The sequence below is a fragment of the Pantoea sp. SGAir0418 genome, assembly GCF_043529865.1.
This window is the reverse complement of the sequence record NZ_CP027911.1, coordinates 3824648-3839921: the sequence shown is the minus strand read 5'-3', so window position 1 is coordinate 3839921 and position 15274 is coordinate 3824648. Positions and strand designations below refer to the sequence as shown.

Below are 15274 nucleotides of genomic sequence, written 5' to 3'. Positions count from 1 at the left end.
AACGATGAAAGGTATCATCTTAGCCGGTGGCTCGGGCACGCGCCTGCACCCGATAACCCGGGCGATATCCAAGCAGTTGCTGCCGGTGTACGACAAACCGATGATCTACTATCCGCTGTCGGTGCTGATGCTGGCGGGGATTCGCGACATTCTTATTATTACCACGCCGGACGATCGCGCCCATTTTGAGCGGCTGCTGGGGGATGGCAGTGAATTTGGCCTGCAGCTGCAGTATGCCGAGCAGCCGAGCCCGGATGGCCTGGCGCAGGCCTTTATCATCGGTGAATCCTTCATTGGTGACGACAGCTGTTGTCTGGTGCTGGGCGACAATCTCTACTTCGGCCAGGGCTTCAGTCCGAAACTGAAAAAGGTGGCCGCGCGCAGCCACGGTGCCACGGTCTTTGCCTATCAGGTCATGGATCCGGAACGTTTTGGCGTGGTGGAATTTGATGACGACTTCAACGCGCTGTCGATTGAAGAGAAGCCGCAGCAGCCGAAATCGCGCTGGGCAGTCACCGGCCTCTACTTTTACGACAACCGCGTGGTGGAGTTTGCGAAGCAGGTGCAGCCTTCGGCGCGCGGCGAGCTGGAAATTACCGCCATCAACCAGATGTATCTGGAGCAGGGCGAACTGGCGGTGGAGCTGCTGGGGCGCGGCTTTGCCTGGCTGGACACCGGCACCCACGACAGCCTGATTGAGGCCAGCGTGTTCGTGCAAACGGTGGAGAAACGCCAGGGCTTTAAAATTGCCTGCCTCGAAGAGATTGCCTGGCGCAACGGCTGGCTGAGCGATGAGCAGCTGCTGGCAGCGGCACAGGCGTTGACCAAAACCGGCTACGGCCAGTATCTGCTGGATATTCTGCATGCCCGTCCGCGTCAGTATTGATCCCCTCGCGTGGGAGAGCGACTTCTTCCGCTGCGCCACGGCGCGGCTGACGCTGGACGGCGATGTGCCGCTGGCCGAGGCGCTGCAGCAGCCTTACACGCTGTGGCAGGTTAAGGTGCCGGCGCAGGACAGCGCGGCGATAGATGCGCTGAGCCATCACGGTTTTCAGCTGGTGGAAGGCGAAGCGGATCTGGCGATCAATATCAAACGCACCGAACGGCAGACCGGCGTGCGCATCGCGCGCGAAGCGCAGATCCCGCAGCTGCGCGCGGCAGCGGCCCAGGCGTTTAGCCAGAGCCGTTTTCGTGCTCCCTGGTTTGACGCTGAAGACAGCGGTCGCTTCTACGCACAGTGGATTGAGAACGCGGTGCGCGGCACTTTTGATCACCAGTGTCTGATCGCCTGCGACGAGCAGGGCGCGCTGCAGGGTTTCGTCTCCATGCGCGAAGTCGCCGGTGATGCGCGTATCGGTCTGCTGGCGGTGCTGCCGGCGGCGCAGGGCAACGGCGTCGGTCAGCGTTTGCTGCTGGCGGCAGCCGACTGGGGCCGGGTGCGCCAGCTCGAACGTCTGCGGATCGCGACCCAGCTCAGCAATCTTACGGCGATGCGCCTCTATTTACGCAGCGGTGCCCGGCTGGAAAGCACCGCTTACTGGTTTTACAGGAAAGCCTGATGATCCCATTTAACGCGCCCCCGGTTGTGGGCACCGAAGTTGACTATATGCAGTCGGCGATGGCCAGCGGCAAGCTGTGCGGCGACGGTGGCTTTACCCGGCGCTGTCAGCAATGGATGGAGCAGCACTTTGGCAGCAAAAAAGTGCTGCTGACGCCCTCGTGCACCGCTTCGCTGGAGATGGCCGCGCTGCTGATCGATATTCAGCCCGGCGATGAAGTGATCATGCCGAGCTACACCTTTGTTTCCACCGCCAACGCCTTCGTGCTGCGCGGTGCCACCATTGTGTTCGTCGACGTGCGTCCGGATACGCTGAATATCGACGAAACGCAGATTGAAGCAGCAATCACGCCGAAAACGCGCGCCATCGTGCCGGTACATTACGCGGGCGTGGCGTGCGAGATGGATACCATCATGGCGCTGGCGGCGAAGCATCAGCTGTATGTGATTGAGGATGCGGCGCAGGGCGTGATGTCGCAGTACAAAGGGCGCGCGCTGGGCACCATCGGCCATATTGGCTGCTTTAGCTTCCATGAGACGAAAAACTACACCGCTGGCGGTGAAGGCGGCGCCACGCTGATCAACGAGGCGAAACTGATCGAGCGTGCGGAGATCATCCGCGAAAAAGGCACCAACCGCAGCCAGTTCTTCCGTGGACAGGTGGATAAATATACCTGGCGCGATATTGGTTCCAGCTACCTGATGGCGGATTTGCAGGCGGCTTATCTGTGGGCACAGCTGGAAGCGGCGGAACGCATCAATCAGCAGCGTCTGCGCCTGTGGCAGAACTATTACGACGCGCTGCAGCCGCTGGCGGCCAGCGGGCGCATTGCGTTACCGGCGGTGCCGGCCAGTTGCCGTCACAACGCCCACATGTTCTATCTCAAATTGCGCGACAGTGAGGATCGCCAGGCGCTGATTAACTGGATGAAGGAAGCGGAGATCCTCACCGTGTTCCACTATATCCCGCTGCACTCCTCACCAGCCGGCGCGCGTTTTGGCCGCTTCCACGGTACGGATGCGTTCACTACGCGCGAGAGCGAGCGCCTGCTGCGGCTGCCGCTGTTCTACAACCTGTCGGACAACAACCAGCGTACGGTAATCAGTTCGCTGCTGAGCTTCTTTGCCTGATGTCGTTAGCCAGAGCCTCAGTGTGGACTGCCTCGTCCACGCTGGTAAAAATTGTCGCTGGTCTGCTGGTGGTGAAACTGCTGGCGGTGAGCTTCGGCCCCGAGGGCGTCGGCCAGGCGGGTAACTTTCGCCAGCTGATTACCGTGCTCGGCGTGCTGGCCGGCGCGGGTATCTTCAACGGCGTAACCACCTATGTCGCGCAGTTCCGCCAGCAGCCGGCACAGCTGCGCGCCGTGACCGGCACCGCGTCGGCAATGGTGCTGGGGTTTTCCACGCTGCTGGCGCTGCTGTTTCTGCTGGCGGCGGAGCCCATCAGCCGGACGCTGTTTGGCCACACGGCCTGGCAAAACGTGGTGCGTATCGTCGCCTTTTTGCAGCTGGGCATTGCCTGGGCCAACCTGACACTGGCGCTGCTGAAAGGTTTTCGCGATGCGCGCGGTAACGCGCTGGCGCTGATCGCCGGCAGCCTGATCGGCGTGGTGGGTTATGTGCTGTGCTGGTGGCTGGGTGGCTATGCCGGTGCGCTGGTCGGGCTGGCGCTGGTGCCGGCGCTGCTGGTCGGGCCGGCGCTGTGGATGCTGCGACGCCACCGCGAGGAACTGCCGCTGCGCTGGCTGATGCCGCAGTGGCAGCCGGCGCTGGCGCGTAATCTGGCCAAATTTACCCTGATGGCGCTGATGACGGCCGTGACCCTGCCGGTAGCCTGGGTGATGATGCGTAATCTGCTGGCGCAGCAGCAGGGCTGGGCGCAGGTCGGGCTGTGGCAGGGTGTCACCAGCATCTCCGATGCGTATCTGCAATTTATCACCGCCACGTTCAGCGTCTGGCTGCTGCCAACGCTGGCACGGCTGGAGCATAAAGCTGACATCGCGCGCGAAATTGGCCGTGCGCTGCGCTTTGTGCTGCCGGCGGTGGCGGCGGCCAGCTTTTGCGTCTGGCTGCTGCGCGATGTCGCCATCTGGCTGCTGTTTTCCCCGCAGTTCAGCGCCATGCGCGATCTTTTTGTCTGGCAGTTGTGCGGTGACGTCTTTAAAGTAGGCGCCTATGTTTTCGGATACCTGGTGATCGCCAAAGCCTCACTGCGCTTTTATATTCTCACGGAAATCAGCCAGTTTGTGCTGCTGACCGCCTTTGCGCACTGGCTGATCCCACTGCACGGAACGGCGGGCGCGGCGCAGGCTTACATGGCGACCTACGTGCTCTACTTTGCCCTTTGCTGTGGCGCTTTCTTGATTTATTGCCGGAAAAAATGACGCTATTTCACGTGCTGGGCTCCGATATCCCGCATCACAATCACACGCTGCTGCGCTTCTTTAACGACGTCATGAGCGTTGAAGCGCCAGCCGACGCGCCGCGTCAGTTTATGGTGGTATCGGCCGCGCCGGATACCCTGCTGGCCTATCCTCAGCTGCAGATAGACGTGTATCCCAGCAAGCGCGCGCTGGCGCAGGCGGTGATCGCTCGCGCCGCCGATCGCCGTCAGCGCTTCTTCTTTCACGGCCAGTTCAATCCGCGCCTGTGGCTGGCGCTGCTCAGCGGCAAGCTGCGGCGACAGCAGGCGTTCTGGCACATCTGGGGCGCCGATCTCTACGAAGAGGGCGCCGGGCTGAAGTACCGCCTGTTTTATCTGCTGCGGCGTATCGCCCAGGGGCGCATGGCGCAGGTGTTTGCCACGCGCGGCGATCTGCACTTTTTCCAGCAGCGCCATCCGCGCGTGCCCACTTCGCTGCTCTATTTTCCAACGCGTATGCCGGAGGCCGCGATACCCGCACCTGCCGCCAGCGACAGCTTTACCATTCTGCTCGGCAACTCGGGCGATCGCAGCAACCGGCACATTGAAGGATTGCAGGCGATTCGCCGCCAGTTTGGTGAGCAGGTTAACGTGGTGATCCCGCTCGGTTATCCGGCCAGCAACTATGAGTACATCGATGAGATTGATGCCGCCGCGCAGCGCCTGTTTCCGCGCGGCCAGGTAACGCTGCTGCGCGACAAAATCGACTTCACTGCCTATCTGCAATTGCTGAGTCGCTGTCAGCTCGGTTATTTTATGTTCGAGCGTCAGCAGGGCATCGGTACGCTGTGCCTGCTGATTCAGGCCGGCATTCCGTTTGTGGTTAACCGCAAGAATCCGTTCTGGCGTGATCTGAGCGAGCAGGGGCTGCCGGTGTTATTTAGCGCTGATGCGCTGGATCGCACGCGCGTGGCGGAGGCGCAGCGTCAGCTGGCACAGTGCGATCGTTCCGCTATCGCCTTTTTTGCCCCGGGCTATCTGGCGGGATGGCGCCACGCGCTGGCGGAGAGTGAAAGGGAGTCAACATGAGCCTGCTGCAGTTTAGTGGTCTGCTGGTGGTGTATCTGTTTTCGCTGGGCTTCATTCTGAAGCTGACCTGGCGCGAATTTAAACGGGTGCGTTTTAATTTCCACCTGTTCTTTACCCTGCTGTTTTTACTGACCTTTTACTTTGGCTTCCCGCTGACCAGCGTGCTGGTATTCCGCTTTAACGTCAGCGTGGTGCCGGCAGACTATCTGCTGCAGGCGCTGCTGGCCGCCACCAGTTTCTACGCCATCTATTACGTCAGCTACAAAGTGCGGCTGCGGCCTGCGCAGGCGGCGCCGCGCAAACCCTGGCTGACGATGAACCGGGTGGAAACCCATCTGACCTGCCTGCTGCTGGCGCTGGTGGCGGTGGGAACCGTCACGGTGTTCTTTATGCATAACGGCCTGCTGCTGTTCCGGCTGTCGGCCTATAACCAGATCTTCTCCAGCGAAGTGTCCGGCGTGGCGCTCAAGCGTTTTTTCTACTTCTTCATTCCGGCGATGCTGATCCGCTATTTCCTTAATCCTACCCAGCGCCAGTGGCTGCTGTTTTTGCTGATCACGGTGGCGTTTGGTCTGCTGACCTATGCGCTGGTGGGCGGGACGCGCGCCAATATCATCATCGCCTTTGCGCTGTTCCTGTTCATCGGCATTACGCGCGGCTGGATTACGCTGTGGATGCTGGTGGGGGCCGGCGTGATGGCGATTGGCGGCATGTTCTGGCTGGCGCTGCGTCGTTACAATCTCGACGTGGTGGGTGATGAAGCGTTTTACACGTTTCTCTATCTGACGCGCGACACCTTTTCGCCGTGGGAAAACCTTGCGCTGCTGCTGCAGAATTACGACAAAATCGATTTTCAGGGGCTGGCACCGATCTGGCGTGATTTCTACGTGTTTATCCCGGGCTGGCTGTGGCCGGATCGGCCCTCAATGGTGCTCAACAGCGCCAACTATTTCACCTGGGAAGTGCTGAATAACCACTCCGGGCTGGCGATTTCGCCCACGTTGCTCGGTTCGCTGCTGATCATGGGCGGCGCAGGCTTTATTCCCCTTGGGGCGATAGCGGTCGGGCTGTTGATGAAAGGGTTTGATTCTCTCTACCAGCAGGGGCGCGAAGCCGTCAACCGCTACAGCGGTGCCATTTTGCAAAGCTTCTGCTTTGGCGCGGTGTTCAATATGATCGTGCTGGCGCGCGAAGGGCTGGATGCATTCGGCTCGCGCGTAGTGTTCTTTTGCCTGATTTTCGCCGCCTGCGTTGGGCTGGCGAAGTTACTTTTCTGGCTGTTAGCGCGTGCCGGGCTGATTCGTCCGCGCGCGGAGCCAGTTTTATCGCGCTCTGCTTAACCTCCGGGCCTGACGGGAAATACCGACCATGGAAACCGATCATCCGCGTTATACCCTGCGCGGCATCGATTTACACGCTTTCGCCGATATGGCGAGCTTTCTTCACTTTCTGCTGCCGGACGGCAAGCCGCGCAGCGGCACGCTGGTGGCGATCAACGCCGAAAAGATGCTGACGCTGGAAGAGGATGCCCAGCTGCGCGCGCTGATCGCCGCAGCGGAGATCAAATACCCGGACGGCATCAGCATTGTGCGTTCGCTGCGAAAAAAATACCCGCAGCTGACGGTGAACCGCATCGCCGGCGCCGATCTGTGGGAAGCGCTGATGGAACAGGCGGGCCGCAGCGGTATTCCGGTGTTTTTAATCGGCGGGCGTGAGCAGGTGCTGCAGGAAACCTGCGATAAATTACGCCGTCAGTGGAATGTCAACATAGTGGGCAGCCAGAACGGCTACTTCGCCCCTGCCGAACGCGAGGCGCTATTTGCGCGCATTGCCGCCAGCGGGGCACAGATTGTGACCGTGGCGCAGGGATCGCCGCGCCAGGAGCTGCTGATGCGCGACTGTCGCGAACACTGGCCGCACGCGCTGTATATGGGCGTCGGCGGCACCTATGATGTCTTTACCGGCCACGTCACGCGTGCGCCGCGCATCTGGCAGCAATTAGGGCTGGAGTGGCTGTATCGCCTGATACGTCAGCCATCACGCTGGCGTCGTCAGTTAAAACTGCTGAAATATTTACGCTATCACTGGCGCGGCGATCTGTAACGCGTCAGGAATAGTGCTGTAATTCCGGCAGGTTAAGCAGGCAAATTGCGTTATTTATCGACGGAATGCACAAAGCGTAAGCAAACGCGATTTTTTTATGAAAAAGCACTGGACAGCCTGGAGTCAAATACGTAGTATGCCCATCCGCAACGGCGCTACGCGCCCGTAGCTCAGCTGGATAGAGCGCTGCCCTCCGGAGGCAGAGGTCTCAGGTTCGAATCCTGTCGGGCGCGCCATTTAGTTTGTGCGCAAGAGCTTCGGTGGTTGGTTTAACCGCGTTATGCAGTGCATTGAGTAAGCGGTTACGCTTACGCACCAGAATTATGGTGGCTATAGCTCAGTTGGTAGAGCCCTGGATTGTGATTCCAGTTGTCGTGGGTTCGAGTCCCATTAGCCACCCCAGATTTTGCTGGGACATGCGAAGGTGGCGGAATTGGTAGACGCGCTAGCTTCAGGTGTTAGTGTTCTTACGGACGTGAGGGTTCAAGTCCCTCTCTTCGCACCAGGCAAAACAAGTAAGCAGTAACAGGCAGTACAAAATCGGCGAGTAGCGCAGCTTGGTAGCGCAACTGGTTTGGGACCAGTGGGTCGGAGGTTCGAATCCTCTCTCGCCGACCATATTCGAAAAGCCCGCTTTGCAAAAAGCGGGCTTTTTTCGTCTGTAGCAAAAGAGGATGAGAACCTCCGAAGGAGGTTTGCGCCGGGCGTAGCGATTGTCGCTATTACACGACACCTAACCTGCTGATTTTCAACAGCCTTACCTTTCCTTGCACAGCCTGTCGCTCAGCGGAGACAGCTTTAAACCGGTCTGTCGCGTTTTCGCGACATCGTAACCGCTGTTAGCAGGCAGGGATTATCTAACTGACTGATATAAAATAACTTCCCGTGATTCATGCCATTCTGGCACGCTTTGTGCAATAATCTCAGCGTAGATGCTCATTCCACCTCTTATGTTTGCCAATGCAACATAAACCTGGGAATGATGCAGAGCCCCTTACGGTATCCGTTGTCCAGCTGGCAGTAACGTGCACGCGCTACTGCAGTAAGAAGGACATTACGTTGAGTCGGATACCATCAGTTGTCTTACCGACCTGATCTTACACCTGCTTCTGGCAGGTGTTTTTTTTATCTGCCGTTTACGGATTGATGCCGCATTCCCTGCACGCTCTTTCAGGCAAAAAAAAGCCGGGACTGGCCCGGCGTGCACAAAAACAACAACAGTAAAATCAGGCGCCAGGATTGTTCTTCAGCGTCAGTAACAGACCTTCGCGACGCATTTTAGCCGCGTCTTCCGGGCGATGCAGGCGATCGTAAACGTCCGCCAGCCAGGCATAGTCAAAGCCATCCGGACGCTGTGCCAGCGCCTGCTGGAAGGCTTCTGCGGCCTGCTGCCATTCACCGTGGCGCATCAGCAGCTGGCCGAGCGTGCTGTGCAACAGCGGCGTGGCACCGTGCTGCTTAATCTGCTGACGCAGCGCTTTCTCCAGTGCCTGCGGGTCACCGCTTTTGATGCGCGGCATCAGCAGCACCAGCCGATCGTCATACTGACGCTTCAGCCCTTCCAGCACGATGCTTTGCGCTGTGTCCGGGTCGTCGCACTCGATCAAATGCTCCGCCATCGCCACCTGCAGCGCGGTCTCCTGGCGGGTTTTGCGACTCTGGTTCTGCCACCATTTTTTCAGGCCTTCGCTGCCCTGATCGGCCATGGCCTGATTCATCAGACCCAGCCATGCCTGCTGCTGCAGCGCGTTACGCTGGTTCTCATCGTTAATCTGCGCCTTCTGCATTGAGGGCAGGATATCCAGCAGTGCGCCCCAGGCGCCGGTGCGGATATAAGCCTGCTCGGCCAGACGCAGCACTTCCGGATGGCGCGGCGCCACTTCCAGCAGGCGATCGATACCGTGACGTGCGGCGTGATCTTCGTTACGCGCCAGCTGCAGGCGCACGCGGGTGATCTCAACCGGAATGGTATCGTTCTCGGAGAGCTCAGAGGCGCGCTCCAGGTGCTGGTTAGCACGGATTTCATCGCCGCGCTGCTGGGCCGCTTCCGCCGCCAGCAGATAGTTCGCCACCGGCTGATCGGCGTGATCGGCATTCTTTGACAGCAGCTTTTCTACCTGACGGTAATCACCTTCCGCCAGCTTCATCAGCGCGCTTTGCGTGTGACGCTGAGCGCTGCGACGTTTCCGCCCGGTGAACCAGCCGCGGGTGCGGGCGCCGGTGCGGAACAGGCGACGCAGAATCCACTCGACCAGCAGAATCACCAGCAGGCTGAGAATCAGGATGATGGCCAGACCGGTGACGCTGGTCTCAATGTTCCAGTTATCGGTCTGGATCAGCACGTAGCCCTGATGGCCGGCAACCATCGGTCCCAGCACAATGCCGGCAATCAGCAGCAGGAAAAGCACCAATACTTTCAGCATGGTTAGCCTCCCTGTTGATCAGCCGCAGCCGATGGCTGCGCCAGCAGATTGCGCACGCGCGTTTGCATCAGTTTTTCCAGCAGCGCCTGGCTCTCCAGCGTGTCCGGCACGTCCATCGAAATACTTTGCTGACTCAGCTCGTCGAGCTGGGCGAGGAAGGCTTTGGTCGCCGCATCGTTAGTGTCGTACCAGGCTCGCACCCAGGTGGATACCGCATCGATGGACTGTTTGTAGATCTCATCCTGATGGCGTGGCACCGCCTGCGCGGCAATCAGCAGACGTGAACGGATGTTTTCGCGCAGATAAACATCCTGATTCGGTGCCAGCAGCGGCTGCGCGGTGTTATCGCGGCGGCGGATGGTGATGAAATCATCCATGAAGTTGTGCCAGCTCTTCACCAGATTCTGACGCCATTCGTGCAGCGAGCTGGAGAGCTCACCGCTGTCGGCATCCATCGGCGACTCATCGCTGTCGTTATCGGCCAGACGCAGATTATCCACGCCGTTCGACAACTGGTTCAGCTTGAGGATGATGCCGTCGTAGTCTACCTGGCTGACCGCCGCCAGTGAACTGATGTCCTGAGTCAGCGCACGGCGCACGTTCATGATGCTGGGATCGTTCATCTCCGCCAGGCTGGTGTCCGCGCTTTTCAGCAGCGCTGCCGCGGTGGTGACGTCCTGATCGCTCCACAGTTTGCGACCCGCCAGTTTGACGAGGTAGTCGGCCTGCGCCAGCAGCCAGGTGCGGGTATCGTTGCCGGAAATAGTGGCCACTTTTTCACGCAGCGTCTCCAGCTCTTTGGCGCTGTTATCCTGCTGGCTGCGCGCTTCCTGCAGCGCGGTGTTGGCGTCCGCCAGCTGCTGCGAGAGCTGTTGTTTATCGCTGCCCAGTTGCTGCTGCAGGGCGCTCAGCTGCTCGCTCAGGTTCTGGTTAGTCTGAGCCTGTAAGTCGGCCTGGTGTTTCCCATTCAGGTAAAGTCCCGCGCCAATCGCCAGTGCAATGACAATTGCCACCGCGCTCAGCACCTTGCCGTCGCTCTTTTTCGCACGAGGCGGCTGGCTGGCTGGCGTCGGGGAAGTGTCCGCAGGGGTGGTTTCTTCAACCATGGCGGAGGAGTCTTTTTGTTCCGTCATTGTGGCTCATCCCAATGTTAAGTTCAGCGTAACGCACGCAGCAGCGCGTCGTTATCCGCACCATCGGCTACCTCAATCTCCTGCCAGCCTAATTCGGCGGCCTGGGTAGCCAAACGTTCACTGACGACCAGTAGCCGACAGTGCAGCAGCCATTCCCGCCGATCGATTGGCGGAAACAGCGCAAACAGTTGTTGTAACATTTCACCGCTGGTCACCACCAGCGTGGTAATACCGCGATCGCGCCAGCGACGGCCTTCAATCGCGCCGTCGTACTGCTTTTCACAGCGCTGATAGCACTCACAGTATTGCACGTCCGCGCCGCGGGCGATCAGCGTCTCCGCCAGCAGTTCACGGCCCGGACTGCCGCGCAGAATCAGCGCACGCTTGCCGCTGACCTGCTGCAGGCGATTCAGCCGCACCAGCTCTTCGCTGGTTTCCCGCGCATGCGGATAGTCAACTTTCAGATTACTGACGGTGTGCAGCGCCAGCGCGGTGCTGCGACCAATGGCATAATAGTCGAGAAATGCCGGCCACGCGCTGCGCTGCTGCTGTAAAGCGGGCTGGGCAAAGTGCACCACCTGCTGCGACAGCAGAAATACCAGGTCACCGGGCTGCAGGGCGGCCAGCTTCAGCGGCAGTTGGGGGAGATCGCGACCCGGCGTGAATTCAATCAGCGGAAACGACCACGCCAGTTTGCCCTGGCTGCGCAGGCGCGCGACCAGTTCGCTGGCGGCGGGTTCCGGACGGGTCACGAGGATAGTCATGCGGGCGGCTGTCCCTGATAAACTTCACGCAGAATGTCGCGCGCGCCGCCGTCCAGCAGCTCTTCGGCCAGTGAAATCCCCATCTGTTCGGCCTGTTCACGCGGGCCGCGGCGTTCGCCCACCACCATCTGGCTGCCATCCGGCGCACCGACCAGGCCGCGTAGCCACAGCTGATCGTCTTCCAGCACGGCAAAACTGCCGATCGGCACCTGACAGCCGCCTTCGAGACGGGTATTCATGGCGCGCTCGGCGCGCACGCAGACGGCTGTGTCGCTGTGGTTCAGCGCCTGCAGCAGCGTAATTAACGGCTGATCGTCGAGGCGGCATTCAATGCCGACCGCGCCCTGGCCCACCGCCGGCAGGGAAAACTCCGCCGGCAGCGCCTGGCGAATGCGATCTTCCAGTCCAAGGCGTTTCAGCCCGGCGGCAGCAAGAATGATGGCGTCATACTCGCCGGCGTCCAGTTTGCTGAGACGCGTACCGACGTTACCGCGCAGCGAGCGGATCACCAGATCCGGGCGCCGTGCGCTGATCTGGCACTGGCGACGCAGGCTGGACGTGCCGACCACCGCGCCCTGCGGCAGCGCGTCGATCGAGGAATAATGATTCGAGACGAACGCGTCGCGCGGATCTTCGCGCTCGCAGATGGTCACCAGTCCCAGACCGTCGGGAAAATCGACCGGCACATCTTTCATGGAATGCACCGCCATATCGGCACGGTTTTCCAGCATCGCCAGCTCAAGCTCTTTGACAAACAGTCCCTTGCCACCCACTTTCGCCAGCGGCGTATCAAGGATGACATCACCTTTGGTGACCATCGGCACCAGCTCAACCTGCAAGCCGGGATGCGCAGCCATCAGGCGCTGTTGGACATATTGTGCCTGCCACAAGGCAAGCGGGCTTTGCCTGGTAGCAATTCTGAAAATTTTGTTTAACATGCTGTTAACCATTTTGATCGTTCATCGATTATCCTATCATTGATAGGGGAATGCTGTCAGTTTCAACGGATTGACCAGGCTGCAATCTCAGACCGGAGCCCGCTTTTACGGCGTCAGATTCTGAGGCTGGAGTCCGAAAATGCAGGGCTACGTTTGGAACGTGCTAAACTGTCAGGTAGCGCAACTTTCTTTACGGTCAATCTTCCAGGTGTTAGATTGATCACGTTTCCAGCAATAATTTGCCCGACATCTTTATTATTAAGCGGCAGATTTTGGAAACAGGGTGCTTAACACTGGGACAATCAGGCGAAACGTCTTGTACCTCTACATTGAGACACTGAAACAGAGACTGGATGCGATAAACCAGCTGCGTGTAGATCGCGCACTGGCTGCCATGGGACCTGCTTTCCAGCACGTCTACAGTCTGCTGCCAACATTACTGCATTATCATCATCCGCTGATGCCGGGTTACCTTGAAGGTAGCGTTCCCCATGGCGTCAGCTTCTTTGCGCCTGATGAAAACCAGCAGCAACTGCTGCAACAGTTAGCGGGCGACCATCCGCTCGACCTCAGCAGCGCGGTGAAGGGCGAACTGCCTATCACCGGCATCTACTCGATGGGCAGCACCTCGTCCGTCGGCCAGAACAGCGTCTCCGATCTCGACATCTGGGTGTGCCATCAGTCGTGGCTCGATAATGAAGAGCGCCTCAATCTGCAGCGCAAGTGTACGCTCCTGCAGAAATGGTGTGTGTCGCTGGGTGTGGAAGTCAGCTTCTTCCTGATCGACGAAAACCGCTTCCGCCATAACGAGAGCGGCAGCCTCGGCGGTGAGGACTGCGGTTCCACTCAACATATTTTACTGCTGGATGAGTTCTACCGTACCGCCGTGCGCATGGCGGGCAAACGCATCCTGTGGAACATGGTGCCCGGCGAAGAGGAGCACCATTACGACGATTACGTGATGTCGCTCTATTCACAGGGCGTGCTGACGCCGAATGAGTGGCTGGATCTTGGCGGTCTCGGCACGCTGTCGGCGGAAGAGTATTTCGGTGCCAGCCTGTGGCAGCTGTATAAAAGCATCGATTCGCCGTACAAAGCGGTGCTGAAAACCCTGCTGCTGGAAGCCTACAGCTGGGAATATCCGAACACGCAGCTGCTGGCGATGGATATCAAACAGCGGCTGCACGACGGCGAAATTGTCTGCTTCGGTCTCGATCCCTACTGCATGATGCTGGAGCGCGTGACGCGCTATCTGACCAGCGTCGATGACACCGCGCGCCTCGACCTGGTGCGCCGCTGTTTTTACCTCAAAGTGTGCGAAAAACTCTCCAGCGAGGAGCAGCATCCGCGCGCGGGCTGGCGGCGTGAAATTCTGTCGCAGCTGGTGAAAGAGTGGGGCTGGGACGATGAGAAGCTGGCGGTGCTGGATAATCGCGCGCAGTGGAAAATCGAACGGGTGCGCGAGGCGCACAACGAGCTGCTGGATGCGATGATGCAGAGCTATCGCAACCTGATCCGTTTTGCCCGTCGCAACAATTTAAGCGTCAGCGCCAGCCCGCAGGACATCGGCGTGCTGACGCGTAAATTGTACGCCGCGTTTGAAGCGCTGCCGGGCAAAGTCACGCTGGTGAACCCGCAAATCTCGCCCGATCTGTCGGAAGAGAATCTGACCTTTATTCATGTGCCGGCCGGGCGCGCCAACCGTGCCGGCTGGTATCTGTATAACCAGTCGCCAGACATGAGCTCAATCATCAGCCATCAGCCGCTGGAATATAACCGCTATCTCAACAAGTTAGTGGCATGGGCGTGGTTCAACGGACTGCTGACGCGTAAAACCCGTCTGCACATCAAGGGCAACGAGTTCTGCGATCTGCCGCGCCTGCAGGAGCTGGTCAACGATGTGTCCAGCCACTTCCCGCTGCGTCTGCCGGCGCCGACGCCGAAAGCGCTCTACAGCCCGTGCGAAATCCGGCATCTGGCGATCATCGTTAACCTCGAACACGATCCGACCTCGGCGTTCCGCAATCAGGTGGTGCACTTCGACTTCCGTAAGCTGGATGTATTCAGCTTTGGTCAGCAGCAGCAGTGCCTGATCGGCAGCATCGATCTGCTGTACCGCAACTCATGGAACGAAGTGCGCACGCTGCACTTTAGCGGCGAGCAGGCGATGATTGAAGCGCTGAAAACCATTCTGGGCAAAATGCATCAGGACGCCGCACCCCCGGACACGGTAGAAGTATTCTGCTACAGCCAGCATCTGCGCGGTCTGATTCGTACCCGCGTGCAGCAGCTGGTGTCGGAATGCATTGAGCTGCGTCTGTCGAGCACGCGTCAGGAGCCGGGCCGCTTTAAAGCGCTGCGCATGGCCGGTCAGACCTGGGGCCTGTTTTTCGAACGCATGAGCGTCTCGGTGCAGAAGCTGGAAAACGCGGTCGAGTTTTACGGCGCGATTTCCAACAACAAGCTGCACGGTTTGTCGATCAAAGTTGAATCGAACCAGACGCCGCTGCCGCCGGTGGTCAACGGCTACGCCAGCGAAGGCATCATTCAGTTCTTCTTTGAAGACACCAGTGACGATCGCGGCTTCAACATCTATATCCTTGATGAAAGCAACCGGGTTGAGGTGTATCACCATTGCGAAGGCAGCAAAGAAGAGCTGGTGCGTGACGTCAGCCGCTTCTATTCGTCGTCGCACGATCGCTTTACCTACGGCTCGAGCTTTATCAATTTCAACCTGCCGCAGTTCTATCAGATTGTGCACGCCGGCGATCGCTTCCAGGTGATTCCATTCCGCAGCCAGACGCTGACGCAGCTGTGCGCCACCCAGCCGGACAACGACAACGGCGACTTCCAGCCGCGCTACCAGATGCACTAAAGCCGCTGCGCTGCACGCAGTGGCCTGCC

At 59.3% G+C, this 15274-nt stretch carries 12 protein-coding genes and 4 tRNA genes; 12 read left to right on the top strand and 4 right to left on the bottom strand.

Going from position 1 to position 15274, the window contains the following annotated elements; translation table 11 throughout:
• Positions 1–4 precede the first annotated feature (4 nt).
• The 11 genes from rfbA (at position 5) to C1N84_RS17860 (ending at position 7730) form a co-directional block, all read left to right on the top strand.
• On the top strand, positions 5–886 hold the full coding sequence (gene rfbA, locus C1N84_RS17910; protein WP_021506985.1) for a glucose-1-phosphate thymidylyltransferase RfbA: 882 nt from the start codon (positions 5–7) through the stop codon (positions 884–886).
• A complete protein-coding gene (gene rffC, locus C1N84_RS17905; RefSeq protein ID WP_211727041.1) occupies positions 864–1559 on the top strand; it encodes a dTDP-4-amino-4,6-dideoxy-D-galactose acyltransferase in 696 nt (231 codons plus the stop codon). The genes rfbA and rffC overlap by 23 nt, the downstream gene beginning before the upstream one ends.
• Entirely contained in the window at positions 1559–2689 is a 1131-nt protein-coding gene (gene rffA, locus C1N84_RS17900; protein ID WP_058771059.1) for a dTDP-4-amino-4,6-dideoxygalactose transaminase, read from the top strand. Before rffC ends, rffA begins: the two co-directional genes overlap by 1 nt.
• Positions 2689–3942, top strand: coding sequence for a lipid III flippase WzxE (gene wzxE, locus C1N84_RS17895; protein ID WP_394541684.1), 1254 nt, complete (start codon positions 2689–2691; stop codon positions 3940–3942). The genes rffA and wzxE overlap by 1 nt, the downstream gene beginning before the upstream one ends.
• Positions 3939–5009 (top strand): TDP-N-acetylfucosamine:lipid II N-acetylfucosaminyltransferase, encoded by a 1071-nt coding sequence (locus tag C1N84_RS17890; protein WP_058771061.1) that lies wholly within the window; start codon positions 3939–3941, stop codon positions 5007–5009. The genes wzxE and C1N84_RS17890 overlap by 4 nt, the downstream gene beginning before the upstream one ends.
• The gene (gene wzyE / locus C1N84_RS17885) at positions 5006–6349 is read left to right on the top strand and encodes an ECA oligosaccharide polymerase (RefSeq protein WP_394541683.1); all 1344 of its coding nucleotides are present in this window, start codon (positions 5006–5008) and stop codon (positions 6347–6349) included. The genes C1N84_RS17890 and wzyE overlap by 4 nt, the downstream gene beginning before the upstream one ends.
• 28 nt (positions 6350–6377) lie before the next feature.
• Entirely contained in the window at positions 6378–7112 is a 735-nt protein-coding gene (gene wecG / locus C1N84_RS17880; RefSeq protein WP_021506979.1) for a lipopolysaccharide N-acetylmannosaminouronosyltransferase, read from the top strand.
• A gap of 159 nt (positions 7113–7271) precedes the next feature.
• Positions 7272–7348 (top strand) — tRNA-Arg (locus tag C1N84_RS17875).
• Between the two features lie 90 nt (positions 7349–7438).
• Positions 7439–7514, top strand: a tRNA-His gene (locus C1N84_RS17870).
• Between the two features lie 16 nt (positions 7515–7530).
• Positions 7531–7617, top strand: a tRNA-Leu gene (locus tag C1N84_RS17865).
• A 36-nt stretch (positions 7618–7653) separates the two neighbouring features.
• A tRNA-Pro gene (locus tag C1N84_RS17860) sits at positions 7654–7730 on the top strand.
• A 608-nt stretch (positions 7731–8338) separates the two neighbouring features.
• Here C1N84_RS17860 and hemY read toward each other — a convergent pair.
• From hemY to hemC, 4 genes are read right to left on the bottom strand one after another with little or no spacing between them, the layout of a single operon-like run.
• A complete protein-coding gene (hemY, locus tag C1N84_RS17855) occupies positions 8339–9535 on the bottom strand; it encodes a protoheme IX biogenesis protein HemY (protein ID WP_058775512.1) in 1197 nt (398 codons plus the stop codon).
• Positions 9536–9537: 2 nt separating this feature from the next.
• The gene (gene hemX / locus C1N84_RS17850) at positions 9538–10668 is read right to left on the bottom strand and encodes a uroporphyrinogen-III C-methyltransferase (protein WP_058758109.1); all 1131 of its coding nucleotides are present in this window, start codon (positions 10666–10668) and stop codon (positions 9538–9540) included.
• Between the two features lie 23 nt (positions 10669–10691).
• Positions 10692–11432 (bottom strand): uroporphyrinogen-III synthase, encoded by a 741-nt coding sequence (gene hemD / locus C1N84_RS17845; RefSeq protein ID WP_058758110.1) that lies wholly within the window; start codon positions 11430–11432, stop codon positions 10692–10694.
• Positions 11429–12370, bottom strand: a complete 942-nt coding sequence (gene hemC / locus C1N84_RS17840) for a hydroxymethylbilane synthase (protein WP_031279613.1) — start codon at positions 12368–12370, stop codon at positions 11429–11431. The genes hemD and hemC overlap by 4 nt, the downstream gene beginning before the upstream one ends.
• 316 nt (positions 12371–12686) lie before the next feature.
• Between hemC and C1N84_RS17835 the strand changes: the two genes are divergently transcribed.
• The gene (locus C1N84_RS17835) at positions 12687–15245 is read left to right on the top strand and encodes a class I adenylate cyclase (protein ID WP_021506974.1); all 2559 of its coding nucleotides are present in this window, start codon (positions 12687–12689) and stop codon (positions 15243–15245) included.
• Positions 15246–15274: the final 29 nt, after the last annotated feature.

Bases quoted from the DNA above. Each gene is read 5' to 3' on its own strand.
- rffC (WP_211727041.1), top strand. From the start codon at position 864: ATGCCCGTCCGCGTCAGTATTGATCCCCTCGCGTGGGAGAGCGACTTC.
- wzxE (WP_394541684.1), top strand. From the start codon at position 2,689: ATGTCGTTAGCCAGAGCCTCAGTGTGGACTGCCTCGTCCACGCTGGTA.
- hemD (WP_058758110.1), bottom strand. From the start codon at position 11,432: ATGACTATCCTCGTGACCCGTCCGGAACCCGCCGCCAGCGAACTGGTC.
- C1N84_RS17890 (WP_058771061.1), top strand. From the start codon at position 3,939: ATGACGCTATTTCACGTGCTGGGCTCCGATATCCCGCATCACAATCAC.
- wzyE (WP_394541683.1), top strand. From the start codon at position 5,006: ATGAGCCTGCTGCAGTTTAGTGGTCTGCTGGTGGTGTATCTGTTTTCG.
- rffA (WP_058771059.1), top strand. From the start codon at position 1,559: ATGATCCCATTTAACGCGCCCCCGGTTGTGGGCACCGAAGTTGACTAT.
- wecG (WP_021506979.1), top strand. From the start codon at position 6,378: ATGGAAACCGATCATCCGCGTTATACCCTGCGCGGCATCGATTTACAC.
- hemC (WP_031279613.1), bottom strand. From the start codon at position 12,370: ATGTTAAACAAAATTTTCAGAATTGCTACCAGGCAAAGCCCGCTTGCC.
- hemY (WP_058775512.1), bottom strand. From the start codon at position 9,535: ATGCTGAAAGTATTGGTGCTTTTCCTGCTGCTGATTGCCGGCATTGTG.
- hemX (WP_058758109.1), bottom strand. From the start codon at position 10,668: ATGACGGAACAAAAAGACTCCTCCGCCATGGTTGAAGAAACCACCCCT.
- rfbA (WP_021506985.1), top strand. From the start codon at position 5: ATGAAAGGTATCATCTTAGCCGGTGGCTCGGGCACGCGCCTGCACCCG.